Source organism: Rothia sp. P100, assembly GCF_023712425.1.
Lineage (GTDB): Bacteria > Actinomycetota > Actinomycetes > Actinomycetales > Micrococcaceae > Rothia > Rothia endophytica.
Window position 1 is genome coordinate 600,663 of sequence record NZ_JAMAYG010000001.1, and the last position, 13,557, is coordinate 614,219.

Annotated in this window: 12 protein-coding genes and 3 tRNA genes; 6 read left to right on the forward strand and 9 right to left on the reverse strand. The window is 57.4% G+C overall.

Going from position 1 to position 13,557, the window contains the following annotated elements:
- The first annotated feature begins 2 nt into the window (after nt 1-2).
- The 6 genes from M3668_RS02775 (at nt 3) to M3668_RS02800 (ending at nt 6,551) form a co-directional block, all read left to right on the forward strand.
- Complete coding sequence (locus M3668_RS02775) at nt 3-2,225, forward strand: RNA degradosome polyphosphate kinase (RefSeq protein ID WP_251379282.1); 2,223 nt, start codon at nt 3-5, stop codon at nt 2,223-2,225.
- A gap of 103 nt (nt 2,226-2,328) precedes the next feature.
- Nucleotides 2,329-3,333, forward strand: coding sequence for an NUDIX hydrolase (locus M3668_RS02780; protein ID WP_251379283.1), 1,005 nt, complete (start codon nt 2,329-2,331; stop codon nt 3,331-3,333).
- A 93-nt stretch (nt 3,334-3,426) separates the two neighbouring features.
- On the forward strand, nt 3,427-4,248 hold the full coding sequence (locus tag M3668_RS02785) for a thymidylate synthase (protein ID WP_251379284.1): 822 nt from the start codon (nt 3,427-3,429) through the stop codon (nt 4,246-4,248).
- A gap of 8 nt (nt 4,249-4,256) precedes the next feature.
- Nucleotides 4,257-4,838, forward strand: a complete 582-nt coding sequence (locus M3668_RS02790) for a dihydrofolate reductase (RefSeq protein ID WP_251379285.1) — start codon at nt 4,257-4,259, stop codon at nt 4,836-4,838.
- 102 nt (nt 4,839-4,940) lie between these two features.
- Nucleotides 4,941-6,080: an aspartate-semialdehyde dehydrogenase gene (gene asd, locus M3668_RS02795; protein WP_251379286.1), complete on the forward strand. Its 1,140-nt coding sequence runs from the start codon at nt 4,941-4,943 to the stop codon at nt 6,078-6,080.
- A gap of 9 nt (nt 6,081-6,089) precedes the next feature.
- Entirely contained in the window at nt 6,090-6,551 is a 462-nt protein-coding gene (locus M3668_RS02800; protein WP_251379287.1) for a GntR family transcriptional regulator, read from the forward strand.
- A 37-nt stretch (nt 6,552-6,588) separates the two neighbouring features.
- On the opposite strand, the gene M3668_RS02805 is transcribed toward M3668_RS02800, so the two are convergent.
- The 9 genes from M3668_RS02805 to M3668_RS02845 form a co-directional block, all read right to left on the reverse strand.
- The gene (locus M3668_RS02805; protein WP_251379288.1) at nt 6,589-6,984 is read right to left on the reverse strand and encodes a PGPGW domain-containing protein; all 396 of its coding nucleotides are present in this window, start codon (nt 6,982-6,984) and stop codon (nt 6,589-6,591) included.
- 18 nt (nt 6,985-7,002) lie between these two features.
- A complete protein-coding gene (locus M3668_RS02810; RefSeq protein ID WP_251379289.1) occupies nt 7,003-8,094 on the reverse strand; it encodes a UDP-N-acetylmuramate dehydrogenase in 1,092 nt (363 codons plus the stop codon).
- A gap of 87 nt (nt 8,095-8,181) precedes the next feature.
- Entirely contained in the window at nt 8,182-9,432 is a 1,251-nt protein-coding gene (locus M3668_RS02815) for an MFS transporter (protein ID WP_251379290.1), read from the reverse strand.
- A 464-nt stretch (nt 9,433-9,896) separates the two neighbouring features.
- Complete coding sequence (locus M3668_RS02820; protein ID WP_251379291.1) at nt 9,897-10,352, reverse strand: MaoC family dehydratase; 456 nt, start codon at nt 10,350-10,352, stop codon at nt 9,897-9,899.
- A gap of 1 nt (nt 10,353) precedes the next feature.
- On the reverse strand, nt 10,354-10,800 hold the full coding sequence (locus M3668_RS02825; protein WP_251379292.1) for a MaoC family dehydratase N-terminal domain-containing protein: 447 nt from the start codon (nt 10,798-10,800) through the stop codon (nt 10,354-10,356).
- A gap of 122 nt (nt 10,801-10,922) precedes the next feature.
- A tRNA-Thr gene (locus M3668_RS02830) sits at nt 10,923-10,994 on the reverse strand.
- A 1-nt stretch (nt 10,995) separates the two neighbouring features.
- Nucleotides 10,996-11,069: transfer RNA gene (locus M3668_RS02835), tRNA-Met, on the reverse strand.
- A 46-nt stretch (nt 11,070-11,115) separates the two neighbouring features.
- A tRNA-Thr gene (locus M3668_RS02840) sits at nt 11,116-11,187 on the reverse strand.
- Between the two features lie 181 nt (nt 11,188-11,368).
- On the reverse strand, nt 11,369-13,405 hold the full coding sequence (locus tag M3668_RS02845) for a DEAD/DEAH box helicase (RefSeq protein ID WP_251379293.1): 2,037 nt from the start codon (nt 13,403-13,405) through the stop codon (nt 11,369-11,371).
- Nucleotides 13,406-13,557: the final 152 nt, after the last annotated feature.

A 13,557-nucleotide genomic window follows, 5' to 3' on the forward strand; every position in this document is an offset into this window, starting at 1 on the left:
CCATGACTACTCAACCTGATACTCGGGTTCAGACCAGCAACCATATCGGCGGTGACATCAACAAGATCGAACGTGCAGAGACCCGCGTAGACCGCATCGATATCGGCGAAAAGATTAAGCTACCTAACCTTGCCGGTGACTTTGGCAGTGACCGTTTTTTGGACCGTGAAACCAGCTGGATTGAGTTCAATACCCGCGTTCTGGAATTGGCAGAGGACCCCCATCTCTTCTTGCTAGAGCGCCTCAACTTCCTTTCAATTGTGACCAGCAACCTCGACGAGTTCTTCATGGTGCGTGTGGCAGGGTTGAAGCGTCGTATCGCTACCGGTATCGCGGTACCTGCGCCCTCAGGGTTGACTCCTGAAGAGCAGATGGAAGAAATTGCTGAGGCAGCCCACGCTCTGCAGGAGCGCCAGGCCCGTGTCTTTCACGAGCAGGTTTACCCCGAGCTGGAAAAAGAGAAAATCCGTATTGTGGGCTGGGATGACCTTGAAGATGCTGCCAAGGAGAAACTCACCCGCTTCTTCCGCGCTGAGCTCTTCCCCATCCTCACTCCCCTGGCCGTGGACCCGGCACACCCCTTCCCCTACATCTCTGGACTGTCTCTGAATCTAGCCGTTATCGTGCGTAACCCACAAACCGGCAAAGAGCTCTTCGCCCGTCTCAAGGTACCCGAGACCATCGACCGCATGATCTCTATCGACGGCTCCCGCGCCGTTAACTCTTCCTCATCAGAGGCACGCTTCATCCCTCTGGAAGCTATTATCGCCCAGCATCTGGATGTCCTCTTTCCCGGCATGGAGGTCGTAGAGCATCATGCCTTCCGCGTGACCCGTAACGAAGACTTGGAGGTGGAAGAGGACGACGCTGAGAACCTGCTCAAAGCTCTAGAAAAGGAGTTGCTACGCCGCCGCTTTGGCCCGCCCGTGCGTCTTGAGGTCGAAGACACCATCAACCCCAATATCCTTGATCTTCTCGTCTCTGAACTGGGGATCGACGGTCACGAAATCTACAAGCTGCCCGCTCCCCTGGATATGCGCGGCTTTGCTGCTATTGCCAAGGCAAATCGCCCAGCTCTGCACTATCCCAAGCACGTGGCGCATACGTCCCGCTGGCTCAACGCTAACGAAACGTCCAAGGCTGCTGACGTCTTTGGGGCAGCACGTGAACACGATGTACTGTTGCATCACCCCTACGATTCCTTTGCTACCAGTGTGCAGGCCTTTTTGGAGCAGGCGGCAGCTGACCCCAACGTCCAGGCCATCAAGCAGACCCTCTACCGCACCTCGGGTGACTCCCCCATTGTGGACGCTCTCATTGAGGCAGCAGAGTCAGGCAAGCAGGTGCTAGCGCTGGTTGAGATTAAGGCGCGCTTTGACGAGCAGGCCAACATCGAATGGGCCCGCAAACTCGAACGCGCAGGCGTGCATGTAGTCTACGGTATCGTGGGTCTGAAAACCCACTGTAAGCTCTCACTGGTGGTGCGCAAAGAGGCTGACGGTCTGCGCCGCTACTGCCACATTGGTACCGGCAATTACCACCCCTCCACTGCTCGTTTCTACGAGGATTTGGGTCTGATTACCTGTGATCAGCAGATTGGGGAGGACGTTTCTCGTCTCTTCAACCAGCTATCCGGCTACGCCCCCAAGACCACTTACAAGCAGCTCTTGGTGGCTCCGCGTTCCCTGCGCTCAGGTCTAATTGACAACATCAATAAGGAGATTGAGCACAAGCTGGCAGGTCAAAAAGCCAAAATTCAGATTAAGTGCAACTCCATGGTGGATGAAGCTATCATTGATTCCCTCTACCGCGCTTCCCAGGCAGGGGTTGAGGTCAACGTGATTGTTCGCGGTATCTGTGCTCTGCGCCCCGGAGTCCCTGGCCTTTCTGAGAATATCAAGGTGCGTTCTGTGCTGGGCAGGTTCCTGGAGCACTCCCGTGTCTTCACCTTTGAGAACGGCGGATCGCCTAAGACCTACATTGGTTCAGCCGATATGATGCACCGTAACCTGGACCGCCGTGTCGAGGCACTGGTTCAGGTCAAGGCACCCGCCCACGTGAAGTATCTCCTGGATATGTTTGATAATTACCTCTCTCCCAAGACCAGCAACTGGCACTTGGACGCCAATGGTAAATGGGAAAGGCACCACCTTAACAAGGACGGTCAGCCGCTCCTCGACGTCCAGGCTTCCTACCTATCAAGTAGGGATAAGAAGAAGAAGTAGACAGAAGGCGTACCGCCCTTACTCCGACAGATAGAATGTCCTTGGGTTAACGCAGGGTTAGCCCAAGGGCATGGCCCTGCCCGTCACACAGAGAGCTCAGCTTATGCCCAAAGCAACCACAGAATTCGTCTATGCAGCGCACAGCGCAGACGAGTCCCTCAGTATTCAACGTGGAGCCGGCAACAGTGCAGAGATTAATGCAGCTGGCGCCCTGATCTGGCGTTACCGCCGTGATCAACTGCAGGTTTTAGTCATTCACCGCCCCAACTATGATGACTGGTCGTGGCCCAAGGGCAAACAGGACCCGGGAGAGACGCTGCCTGAGGTTGCGGTGCGAGAGGTCAGGGAAGAGGTAGGGCTGCAGATCACCCTGGGTGTACCGCTGGCTGTCACTGCCTACCGCGTTAAGAAACGCTCCAAAGAGGTCTTTTACTGGGCGGCAGAGCTGCCCCACGGTGCCAAGGCTAAAGCAGATGAGGGTGAAGTGGATGAACTGCGGTGGGTTAGCCCCCAGCAGGCCCGAGAGATGCTCACCAACCCTACCGATTGTGAGCCCCTGGATGCCCTGATCAGCCTCTACAAAAAAGGCCTCTTGCGCACCCGCCCCGTGATTGTCATCCGCCATGCAAAAGCGAAGCCTCGTTCTACCTGGGCTGGAGCCGAAGGCGAACGAAGCCTCGCTGCAACCGGTAAACGTCAGGCACTTGCCGCTGGTCGTCTCATGGAAGCCTGGGGGCCTGAGAAACTTATCTCCTCACCCTGGGTGCGTTGCATGCAGACCCTTTACCCCTATGCTAAGAACCAAGGGCTACCTATCAAAGAAAAGCGTGCCTTAACAGAGGCAGCTAACGAGCGTTCACCTAAAGCAGCTGCCAAGATAGTAGAATCCCTTTTTGACAAGTACGATAAGCCGGTAGCTCTCTGCACCCACAGACCTGTACTACCCACTATTCTGGGGGTTCTTACCCCGCGTCTGCCCCTCTCTCTTTCTCGGCACCTCCCCACCGAAGATCCCTACCTGAAACCCGGTGAAATGTGGGTGTTACAGGTAACTGGCCAGGAAAAGACCGTGGTGAGCCTAGAGCAGATTAAACCCTTCGACGACTAGCTCTTCCTCTGCGGGCGCCCTAGGGGCCCCCAATGAATACTGAGTTAGGTTCAGACATCCCTACCTTGACCGCCGTTTGATTGAAAGATTGCCATGAGCACCATCCCCACCCCCTATGAAGACCTGTTGCGCGAGATTATGGACAGCGGGGACGAAAAAGGCGACCGCACCGGCACCGGCACCAAGAGTGTTTTTGGGCGCCAGATGCGCTTTGACCTCTCCGAGTCCTTCCCTCTCATCACCACTAAGCGGGTGCATTTTAAATCGGTTGCTATTGAGCTGCTCTGGTTTTTGCGCGGTGAATCGAATGTGCGCTGGCTACAGGAGCGCGGTGTGAGTATCTGGGATGAATGGGCTGATGAAGACGGTGAACTGGGGCCGGTCTACGGCGTGCAGTGGCGTTCCTGGCCTGCTGGCCACGGGGAAACAATCGACCAGATTGCTAGGGTCATCGACTCCTTGAAAACTAATCCAGATTCCCGCCGGCACATCGTCAGCGCCTGGAACCCGGCTGAGGTTGATGACATGGCACTACCGCCCTGCCATGCCCTCTTTCAGTTTTACGTCAAAACTCGCCAGGACGGGGTCCAGGAGCTTTCCTGCCAGCTCTACCAGCGAAGCGCCGATATGTTCCTTGGCGTACCTTTCAACATCGCCTCCTACGCTCTACTCACCCAGCTCATCGCCCAAGAAGTGGGCATGGAACCCGGCGAATTTGTATGGACCGGGGGTGACTGCCACATCTATTCCAACCATTACGAACAGGTTGGAGAGCAGCTCTCCCGGGAACCTTATCCCTACCCTCAGCTGCGCATTAAGAATAAGAAGGCCTCTATCTTTGACTACGAATTTGAGGACTTCGAGCTGGTGGATTACCGCCACCACCCCACCATCAAAGCGCCCATAGCTGTTTAGGGGTGGATATGAGCAAGCCGGTATTGGGTGCAATCTGGGCACAAAGCCTCAACGGGGTCATCGGTCGGGGCGGAGATATGCCCTGGTATGCCCCCGAGGATTTAGCACACTTCAAAACGGTGACTCTGGGTGCGCCGGTCATCATGGGCCGGAGGACCTGGGAGTCCTTCCCACCCCGCTTCCGCCCCCTGCCCGGGCGCACCAATATTGTGATTACCTCTTCTGCAGCCTCTCAGGTAGAGAAAGATGGGGCTCTCTGGGTGCCCTCCTTCGATGATGCCCTTAGGGCGGCCGTTGCTGAGCAACCCCAGACTATTTGGGTCATTGGGGGTGGCTCAGTCTACGCTGAAGCCTTAGACAGGGCTGATGTGCCCGTGATTGACGGTGGGCGCATACAGCGGGTGGAGCGCACCGTCTTTGATCTTGAGCTCACCGGGGACACCCACGCTCCTGCCCTCGATAACTCCTGGCAGCTGGTAACTGAGGGCGAGCGCGTCCTCTCAGAAAAAGGGTACGGCCTTTCAGCAGATGGCACCAAGCTACCGCTAGTTATGCGTTTCCAGACCCTGAAGCATACCTCAGCACCATAATTTTTTCTCCGCTGCCTACGAGAGATATCGCGCATCAGATTTTGTGTTTCGAACAGTGAACGCCCCCATCTCATTTTGAGGCAGGCACGTTAGACTGGGAGCATGACTTTTACACCCGGTGACTCAGTTGGTTTTGTAGGATATCGCGGCATGGTCGGCTCCGTGCTCATGCAACGCATGGTCGATGAGGGAGACTTTGAGGGCATTACCCCCGTCTTTTTCTCCACTTCTCAGGCAGGCTCACCAGCTCCCACCCTGGGCGGCGTTCTGGAAGAAAGCACCCTCAAGGACGCCCACGATATTGATGAGCTGGTCAAGCTACCTGTCATCGTCACTGCCCAGGGCGGGGACTACACCAAAGCTGTGCACAGCTCACTGCGTGAACGCGGCTGGGACGGCATCTGGATTGATGCTGCCTCCACCCTACGCATGAACGATGACGCCGTCATCGTGCTAGATCCCATCAACCGTGATGTCATTGACCGTGGCCTGGATTCCGGCATCAAAGACTTCGTGGGCGGCAACTGCACTGTCTCCTGCCTGCTCATGGGTCTAGGCGGCCTATGGAAGCAGGGTCTGGTCGAGTGGGGAACCTCCATGACCTACCAGGCTGCATCCGGCGGCGGTGCCCGCCACATGCGTGAGGTTCTCGCCCAGTTCGGCGAGCTCAACGGCACCGTTGCGGGTGAACTGGCTGACCCGGCATCCGCTATCCTTGAAATCGACCGTAAGATTCTTGAGAAGCAGCGCTCCGGCGATCTGGATACCACCCAGTTTGGTGTGCCCCTGGCCGGCTCCCTCATTCCCTGGATTGACTCAGATTTGGGCAATGGTCAAAGCCGCGAGGAATGGAAGGCAGAGGCAGAAAGCAATAAGATTCTTGGTCTTGACGGTGACGAACGCGTAGCCCTCGACGGTCTTTGCGTCCGCATTGCCACCATGCGCTCCCACTCCCAGGCACTGACCCTCAAGCTCACCGAAGACTTGACCGTTGAAGAAATCGAAAAGATTATTGATAACGACAACGAGTGGTCAAAGGTCGTGCCCAACGAACGCGAAGCCACCATGCGCGATCTCACCCCCGTGGCGGCATCCGGCACCCTGGATATCCCCGTAGGCCGCATCCGCAAGCTCAGCATGGGCCCTCAGTACATCAGTGCTTTCACTGTAGGCGACCAGCTACTCTGGGGTGCCGCAGAGCCCGTGCGCAGAATGCTTAGAATTGCCACCGGCACTCTGTAAACTGGAGCCATGACTTCACACGAGATGCCTCTAGCACACGGTCCCCATGAGGAGTTGTGCGGGGGCATCTGTGCTTTAAATTTCAAGGTTGATAAGGAGTCGGACGTCCCGCCCTACTCCCAGCTACGCCGCGCTATTATTGCCGCTCGTTCTGACGGGACGCTCGCCGCCGGCGACCGTCTGCCCCCCATGCGCACACTGGCCACGCAAACCGGGCTAGCCGTGAACACGGTGGCAAAAGCCTATAAGGAGCTCGAAGCAGCTGGTGCTATCGAAACTCATGGGCGCGCCGGCTCCTTCGTGACTGCCCTCGATGCAACCTCTCACAAGGCACAGCTTCTGACCGAAAAGTTCATTGTAGCTATGCGCAAGCTGGGCTACGAAGACCAGCAGATCCACGATACCGTAGACCACATGCTGGGGCTAGACCGCGAGCTGTCAAGCAAAGCGCAAAGCCCGGGGTCAAGCTAGATAGTATCTGTCTGCTAGCTCTTAGGTTAAGGCTGGGCTACAGATGGTAGTGACAGTTCGAGGGGCAGTAATGCTGTTTATTGGGCCTGTGTGCCCAACGGGCAGTTTGCCGAGCACGGCCCCGGCGATGCCTGCGGCGTTCCAGCGTACGCCAAGCTGCTAGGACCTTCGCCTTGGCCCAGAGATTCAGGCGGTGCGCCCAGTGGAATTCGGTACCCCAGAGGCTCATGCCCATAAAAATGAAAAGCCAGCCAGGGCCAGGTGTTACCAGCATGACGAGCCCCGCAACAATGCAGATAAAGCCTAGTGCAATAACCAGGGTGCGGTAAACCCACAGCAGAATGAGGTGCCGGCCCATGAAGGCCCGGTGGCGTTGCATGGCGCGGTGCAGGGGGCCGCCCTGCCCCGAGGCAATTTCTTTATCTAGACCCAAGAGCTCAGCCCAGCAGTGTTAGAGTTCGAACCCAACAGTGACCGGCTCAGCAACCAGGCGCACCCCGAAGCTCTCTTCTACTCCAGCGCGCACAGCGCGTGCGATAGCGGCGACATCAGCGGTGGAGGCTCCGCCGCGGTTGGTGATAGCCAGAGTGTGCTTGGTGGAGAGGGAGGCCCGTCCACCGGCGATATTACGGCTTTCGCCTTCTAACCCGAAGCCCTTATCGAAACCTGCGTGCTGAATCAGCCAGGCAGCGCTCAGCTTGACCATACCTTCAATGGGTTGGCCGGTGGCTGTGGTAGCGGGGAAGCGCGGGGCGTCCTGGGGTAGCTGCGCTGCAGCCTGTTCGCTGACAATAGGGTTGGTGAAGAAAGAGCCGGTGGAGTAGGTGTCGCGGTCTGCAGCATCCAGTACCATGCCCTTACCGGCACGCAGTCGCAGCACGGTTTCACGAAGGAGCGTCATCTCTACACGATTACCGGCCTCAGCACCCAGCTGGCGTGCCAGTTCAGCGTAGCGAATGGGGGCTGAAAGGGTGCCATGAGGTAGTTGGAAGTCAACGGTCAGCACCACATAGCGGGGGCTGCCATCCACGGTGGACTGTTTAAGCACCGAATCACGGTAGGAGAACTGGAGGTCTGCGTTGGCGAAGGTCTTGTAGCCTCCGGTTTCACGGTCCCAGGTGCGTACCGAAGAGATGGTTTGTGCAACTTCAGCGCCGTAGGCACCCACGTTTTGCACCGGGGTGGCGCCAACGGTGCCGGGGATGCCCGAGAGTGCCTCAATGCCCGAAAAACCCTGCTGTACCGCATAGGCAACGAGAGCATCCCAGCTATGGCCTGCCTGCACACGCAGGTTAGCGCCACCGCAGGAGTAGTTCCCGATATTCTCGATGCCCTGAGAGGCTACATGCACTACGGTTCCGTCAAAACCCTCATCGGCAATCAGCAGGTTTGACCCGCCACCAACGATCAGCACCCGGTCACCGGCCTCGTCGGCAGCGCGCACGGCGGCAATAATCTCTTGCTCGCTCGTCGCTTTCACGTAGGTGCGGGCGGGGCCACCAATCTGGGCGGTGGTTAGTTCACTCAAAAGCATGTCAGTCACGCCCCTAAGTTTACAGGGTGAGGCTGACTATTGACTGTGCAGTAGCTCTACCTTCTACCGGTGAAGCAAGCACGGATGACGGGATGGCTAGTCCTGGGTGCGAATATCGCGGATGACGGGCAGGGACTCCGTGTAGACCGCAGGTTTTTTGCGGGGTTCAAGGTAGCGGGTGAGGTAGAGAGAAACGGCAACGAAGATAAGTACCGCCAGTAGACCATTGCGAATGCCGAAGTGTTCACCCAGCAAGCCCAGCAGAGGCGGGCCGCCCAAGAAGGCTGCATAGCCGATGGTGGAGACTACCGAGACCCGCACCGCTGATTTGAGGGGGTCATCGGAGGCAGCTGACATACCGGTGGGGAACCCTAGGGAAGCTCCTAGGCCCCAGATGAGGAGCCCAGCAAAGCCCAAGGGCACATTGGGTGCAAAGATAAAGAGGGTGAGGCCACCTAAGGCAAGAGTACAGGTTACCCGCAGTACTTTGACGCGGCCGTACCGGTTAAGGAAGGCAGTGCCGGCTAAACGGCCCACCATCATCGCTGCCACAAAGGTGAAGTAGCCAGCGGATCCCACTGAACTGCTGGTCCCGTAGTCGTGAGTGAGCGCCAGGGCGACCCAGTCGTTGGCTGATCCTTCAGCCAGTGCCATGCCCATGACAAAGAGACCAATCAGCAGTGTGTGCTTATCGCGCCAGGCATCCCGCACCCGGTAGGTGCCCACGGTCGCCAGTGCTCTGGTGTCGTCCTGCCCGTAGCTTTCGCTGTGACACTTCCGCAACGAAAAGAAGACGATAAAAGCAACGGCAGCAGCGAAGTAGAACATGTGCACCATGAAAGGAACACCCAGGGCGGTATCCAAGGTGCCAATAGCGGCACCCACTACGGTACCGATGGAAAAGAAGCCGTGCATGATGGGTGTGACGTAGCGGCCCAGGGCACGCTCGTTGGAAACTCCCTGGACGTTGGAGGCAACGTTAGAAATAGCACTGCTGAGGCCCTGAAAAATCAGGCCGACAAGGACAAGAGGGAAGCTCGAAAGATGCACACCCACACCGATGAGCACCATGCCTACGATGGTTACTGCATAGGCGGCTGCGATACAGGTGCGGGAGCCAAATTTTGCCACTGCAGCACCCGAGAAACTGACGGCGGTGAAGGACCCCAAGGTCATGCCCAAAAGCAACATACCCATGGGTCCGGAGCTTAATCCCAAACCGTGCGCGACATCCGGAAGGCGAGTCAGCAGAGCTGCGATGACGAGCCCACTGGAGAAGAAGAGCCCCAGCACAGCGCGATACCAGACAGTTATTTCACGTTCAGAGAGCTGAAGGCGCTGTGCCATAAAAGATGAGGCCCCTTAGAGAGAATGTTGAGAGATAGCGGTGTGCTTCCCTCTGTATTCTAGTCAGCAAATATAGCCGCCGACCACCTTACTTCTTGACGCACCACTATCTGAAAGAGGAAAGTCCCCTGTGAACCTGCCGCTATACTGAAAAGGTGTCTCTGCTCATACGCCCAAAGGTTACCCCGAGCTGGAAGGTTCACCGCCGCCCGTCGGTACCTTAATAAATTTCTGTTGAGCTTAGACGAGACTGAACTCAGTATTGTGGGGGGTCAGGTGCCACCCCTTGCCCCAGGCATCCCCCTTATTCTCGCGATCAAGACGGGCGGGTTGGGCCAGTTGGGTGATGGATTATAAAATCTGCTCATCGCTTACCCGTTTAATTTTTTCATTCTGACCAAAGAACTTTCTACCCCTTACAATAAACACCCCGTACCTGGGGCGGTACGGGGTATTTATATTCTCTAGAGTTTGACCAGCGCTTGTGCCTTCATCAGCACCTTCTGATCCTTGCCGTCCGTGTCAGGGGCGGTAACCGTCAGGTCAATTCGGGCGGTCTGACTTTCTTCGTGCAGGGCGCCTACCTTACCGGCAACCGTGATGACGTTGCCCCCGGTTGCCGGGCTGGCTGCGTCCTGAGCGTCAGGGACAGGGACGGGCTTGGAGAAGCGGGTCTGGTAGTCCACGATGGCACCGGCGTCACCGACCCAATCGGTCACCAGCTGCACCGCCGCCCCCATCGTGAACATACCGTGGGCAATAACACCCGGCAGTCCGACCTCGGTAGCAAAGCGTTCGTTCCAGTGAATGGGGTTGAAGTCCCCGGACGCGCCCGCGTAGGCAACAAGGTCAGCACGGGTTACAGGAATCTGGCGGGACCCGATTTCGGCGCCCTTTTCAAGATCGGCAAAAGTAGGCATTCTAGTCCTCAGCTCGTACAAGAAGCGACGAGATGCAGGTAGCTACCGCTTCGCCGTTTAGGGTCATAATTTCTTCGCGGGTGGTCAGCATGGCACCGGCGCCCATGACACGCACGGAGTCAACGTGCAGCTCAGTCAGCAGCTCATCCCCTGCCACAATGGGTCGATGGTGGGTAAAACGCTGCTCAGCGTGCACCACGCGGGAGAAGTCAATGCCAGCTTCAGAGTCTTGAATGAGGGCGGCATCAGCCTTCTGCGCAAGAATAATAGCGAAAGTAGGTGGAGCAATCAGGTCAGCGTAGCCCGCTGCCTGAGCTGCCTCCACGTCAAAATGCAGAGCGGACTCAGCTTTAACAGCTGCCGCAAATTCACGAATTTTCTCTCGCCCTACCGTATAGGTGCCAGCGGGCGGGTAGATACGCCCCACAATGTCTTGGTTAATAGCCATGACACCACTCTAGAGCCAGCCAAGGTCTTATTTGAAATTATGGGCACCTTTGACCAAAATGTGCGACCGACCAAGCATACAGAAAACCCCTCCAACATAATGTTGAAGGGGTTTTAATGCTGAGCCCCGACCGGGAATCGATCCCGGGACCTCCATCTTACCAAGATGGCGCTCTACCACTGAGCTATCGGGGCGTAGCGGTGGACGGGCTCGATCCGTCGACCTCACGATTATGAGTCGTGCGCTCTAACCAGCTGAGCTACACCGCCATGCAATCGCCATGAACATATTTATTTATTTATGAGCTCTTGCGAGAGCCCCGACCGGGAATCGATCCCGGGACCTCCATCTTACCAAGATGGCGCTCTACCACTGAGCTATCGGGGCAACAGATAATACTCTACGATACTTCTGCCGCGAGGCGCAAATTTTGCTAGCACCTTTTACAGGTGTTCTGACCCACAGCTTTCTGTGTTGAGATAACACAGGAAGCCGGTCACCTCTGCGCCTTGCTCCATGGAAGTGGGCTGCCCACCGGTTACCCCGGCAGCAGCCCACTCATTAAGCTTTAGTAGCTCTTGCGGCCGCCAAATTTCCTGCCGCCGAAGTCGCGTCCACCGCGGTCGCGGTCGCCGTAGCCGCCGCGTCCACCACGGTCACTGTAACCGCCACGACCACCGCGGTCGCCGCCACCGTCGCCGCCGCGTCCACCACGGTCACCGTAGCCACCACGACCACCACGGTCGCCACCGCGATCACGATCGCCATAGCCGCCGCGCCCGCCGCCGAAACTGCGACCACCGCGTCCGCCGCCACCCTTGGGGCCGCGATCGCGCTTGATGTTGATGAATTCACCGTTAATCTGGGTATTTTCTAAGCGGTCAAAGAAGTCGCCGGGTAGATCTTCAGGCAGACCAACAATGGAGAAGTGGTCACGGATATCGATAGAACCAACCTGCTTGCCGTTAAGGCCACCTTCGTTGGTCAGTGCGCCTACGATCATGCCGGGGTTTACGCGGGAAGAGCGACCAACGTTGAGCTTGTAGTCAACCATGCCTTCTTCCTGGCCACGACGCCCGCCGCGGGGCTTATCGTCACGGTCAGAGTCACGATCGAAGTCGCGGTCGCGGCTCTTGCGCTTGGGCTCGGGCAGGTCCTCAATGAGGAAGGATCGGCCTTCCTGGGCGATAAAGGCCAGAGCTGCTGCGATTTCTTCACCTTCAACATCATGTTCCAAGGCGTAAGCGTTAATGAGCTCACGGAACAAGCTGAGGTCTTCGGTTTCGATGGTGTCAGTGATCTGCTGAGCAAAGTTCTGCTTGCGGTTTTCGTTCACATCATCTACTGAAGGCATGTGCATCTGCTCGACCGGCTGGCGGGTTGCCTTTTCGATCTGGCGCAGCATGTACTTTTCGCGGGGAGTCATGAACAGAATCGCTTCACCGGTACGGCCTGCGCGGCCGGTACGGCCAATGCGGTGCACGTAGGATTCGGTGTCGTGAGGGATGTCGTAATTAACGACCAGGGAGATACGTTCAACGTCAAGACCGCGGGCCGCGACGTCGGTTGCTACCAGGATGTCAATGCGGCCATCGCGCAGGGACTCAACCGTGCGCTCACGCTGGTTCTGGGGGATGTCGCCGTTGATGGCAGCAGCCTGGAAACCGCGGGCCTTGAGCTTGTCTGCGAGCTCTTCGGTTTCGCGCTTGGTGCGAACGAAGACGATGATGCCGTCGTAATCTTCAACCTCAAGCACGCGGGTCATTGCCTCCAGCTTGTGGGAGTGCATGACCTGCATGTAGCGCTGGCGGATGCTGGAGCTAGTGGTGGTCTTTGACTTAACGCGAACTTCTTCGGGGTCATTGAGGTACTGCTCAGCGATTTTGCGGATGCTCTTGGGCATGGTCGCCGAGAAGAGGGCTACCTGCTTGGTAGCAGGGGTCTGCTCGAAGATTTCTTCAACGGCTTCCTGGAAGCCCATGCGTAGCATTTCGTCGGCTTCATCGAGCACCAGGTACTGCAGGTTAGAGAGGTCTAGTGAACCCTTTTTGAGGTGGTCAATGACGCGGCCGGGGGTACCTACGACAACCTGTGCACCGCGCTTGAGGCCGGACAGCTGGGGACCGTAGGGTGAGCCACCGTAGACGGGTAGCACAGTGAAGTCGTCCATTTCGGTGGCGTAGGAGCCAAAGGCTTCTGCTACCTGCAGGGCGAGTTCGCGGGTGGGTGCAAGAACAAGCACCTGGGTGTCCTTGGTGTGACCATTGACGTCGGCCAGTTCTGCCAGACGTGAGAGAGCAGGTACAGCGAAGGCAGCGGTCTTACCGGTACCGGTCTGCGCCAGACCCACAACGTCGCGGCCGTCAAGCAACAGGGGGATGGTCTGTTCCTGGATGGGTGAGGGCTTCTCGTAGCCAACCTTTTCAAGGGCCGCTAGGACGCGGGCGTCCAGGCCCAGGTCGGTGAAGCGTATGCCTGCTTCTTCAGCGGGTGCTTCGGTGTTTTCTGAAACATGAGTGGTGGTGTCTGCAACCGGTTCTTTGAATAGGTCGTTGGTTGCGGTTTCTGCGTTAACAGCAGTATTTTCAGTCAATGTTTTCCTCATCGAGTGGGGGTTCAGCGCTGTTGTCGTTGGTTGCGCTGCACGGGTTGTTCCCCTGGTTGCTCGCGAGGGGCCTCAGGTGAGGTCTTCATCGTGGGCGCTTATTCTTCGTCTGTTTCGGTAGCCGTGTGAACGGCTGCAACCGGTCTAACTTC

What these genes read in the sequence shown, in the direction of transcription:
- M3668_RS02775 (WP_251379282.1), top strand. Translation starts at nt 3, where the DNA reads ATGACTACTCAACCTGATACTCGGGTTCAGACCAGCAACCATATCGGC.
- M3668_RS02780 (WP_251379283.1), top strand. Translation starts at nt 2,329, where the DNA reads ATGCCCAAAGCAACCACAGAATTCGTCTATGCAGCGCACAGCGCAGAC.
- M3668_RS02785 (WP_251379284.1), top strand. Translation starts at nt 3,427, where the DNA reads ATGAGCACCATCCCCACCCCCTATGAAGACCTGTTGCGCGAGATTATG.
- M3668_RS02790 (WP_251379285.1), top strand. Translation starts at nt 4,257, where the DNA reads ATGAGCAAGCCGGTATTGGGTGCAATCTGGGCACAAAGCCTCAACGGG.
- asd (WP_251379286.1), top strand. Translation starts at nt 4,941, where the DNA reads ATGACTTTTACACCCGGTGACTCAGTTGGTTTTGTAGGATATCGCGGC.
- M3668_RS02800 (WP_251379287.1), top strand. Translation starts at nt 6,090, where the DNA reads ATGACTTCACACGAGATGCCTCTAGCACACGGTCCCCATGAGGAGTTG.
- M3668_RS02815 (WP_251379290.1), bottom strand. Translation starts at nt 9,432, where the DNA reads ATGGCACAGCGCCTTCAGCTCTCTGAACGTGAAATAACTGTCTGGTAT.
- M3668_RS02820 (WP_251379291.1), bottom strand. Translation starts at nt 10,352, where the DNA reads ATGCCTACTTTTGCCGATCTTGAAAAGGGCGCCGAAATCGGGTCCCGC.
- M3668_RS02825 (WP_251379292.1), bottom strand. Translation starts at nt 10,800, where the DNA reads ATGGCTATTAACCAAGACATTGTGGGGCGTATCTACCCGCCCGCTGGC.
- M3668_RS02845 (WP_251379293.1), bottom strand. Translation starts at nt 13,405, where the DNA reads ATGAGGAAAACATTGACTGAAAATACTGCTGTTAACGCAGAAACCGCA.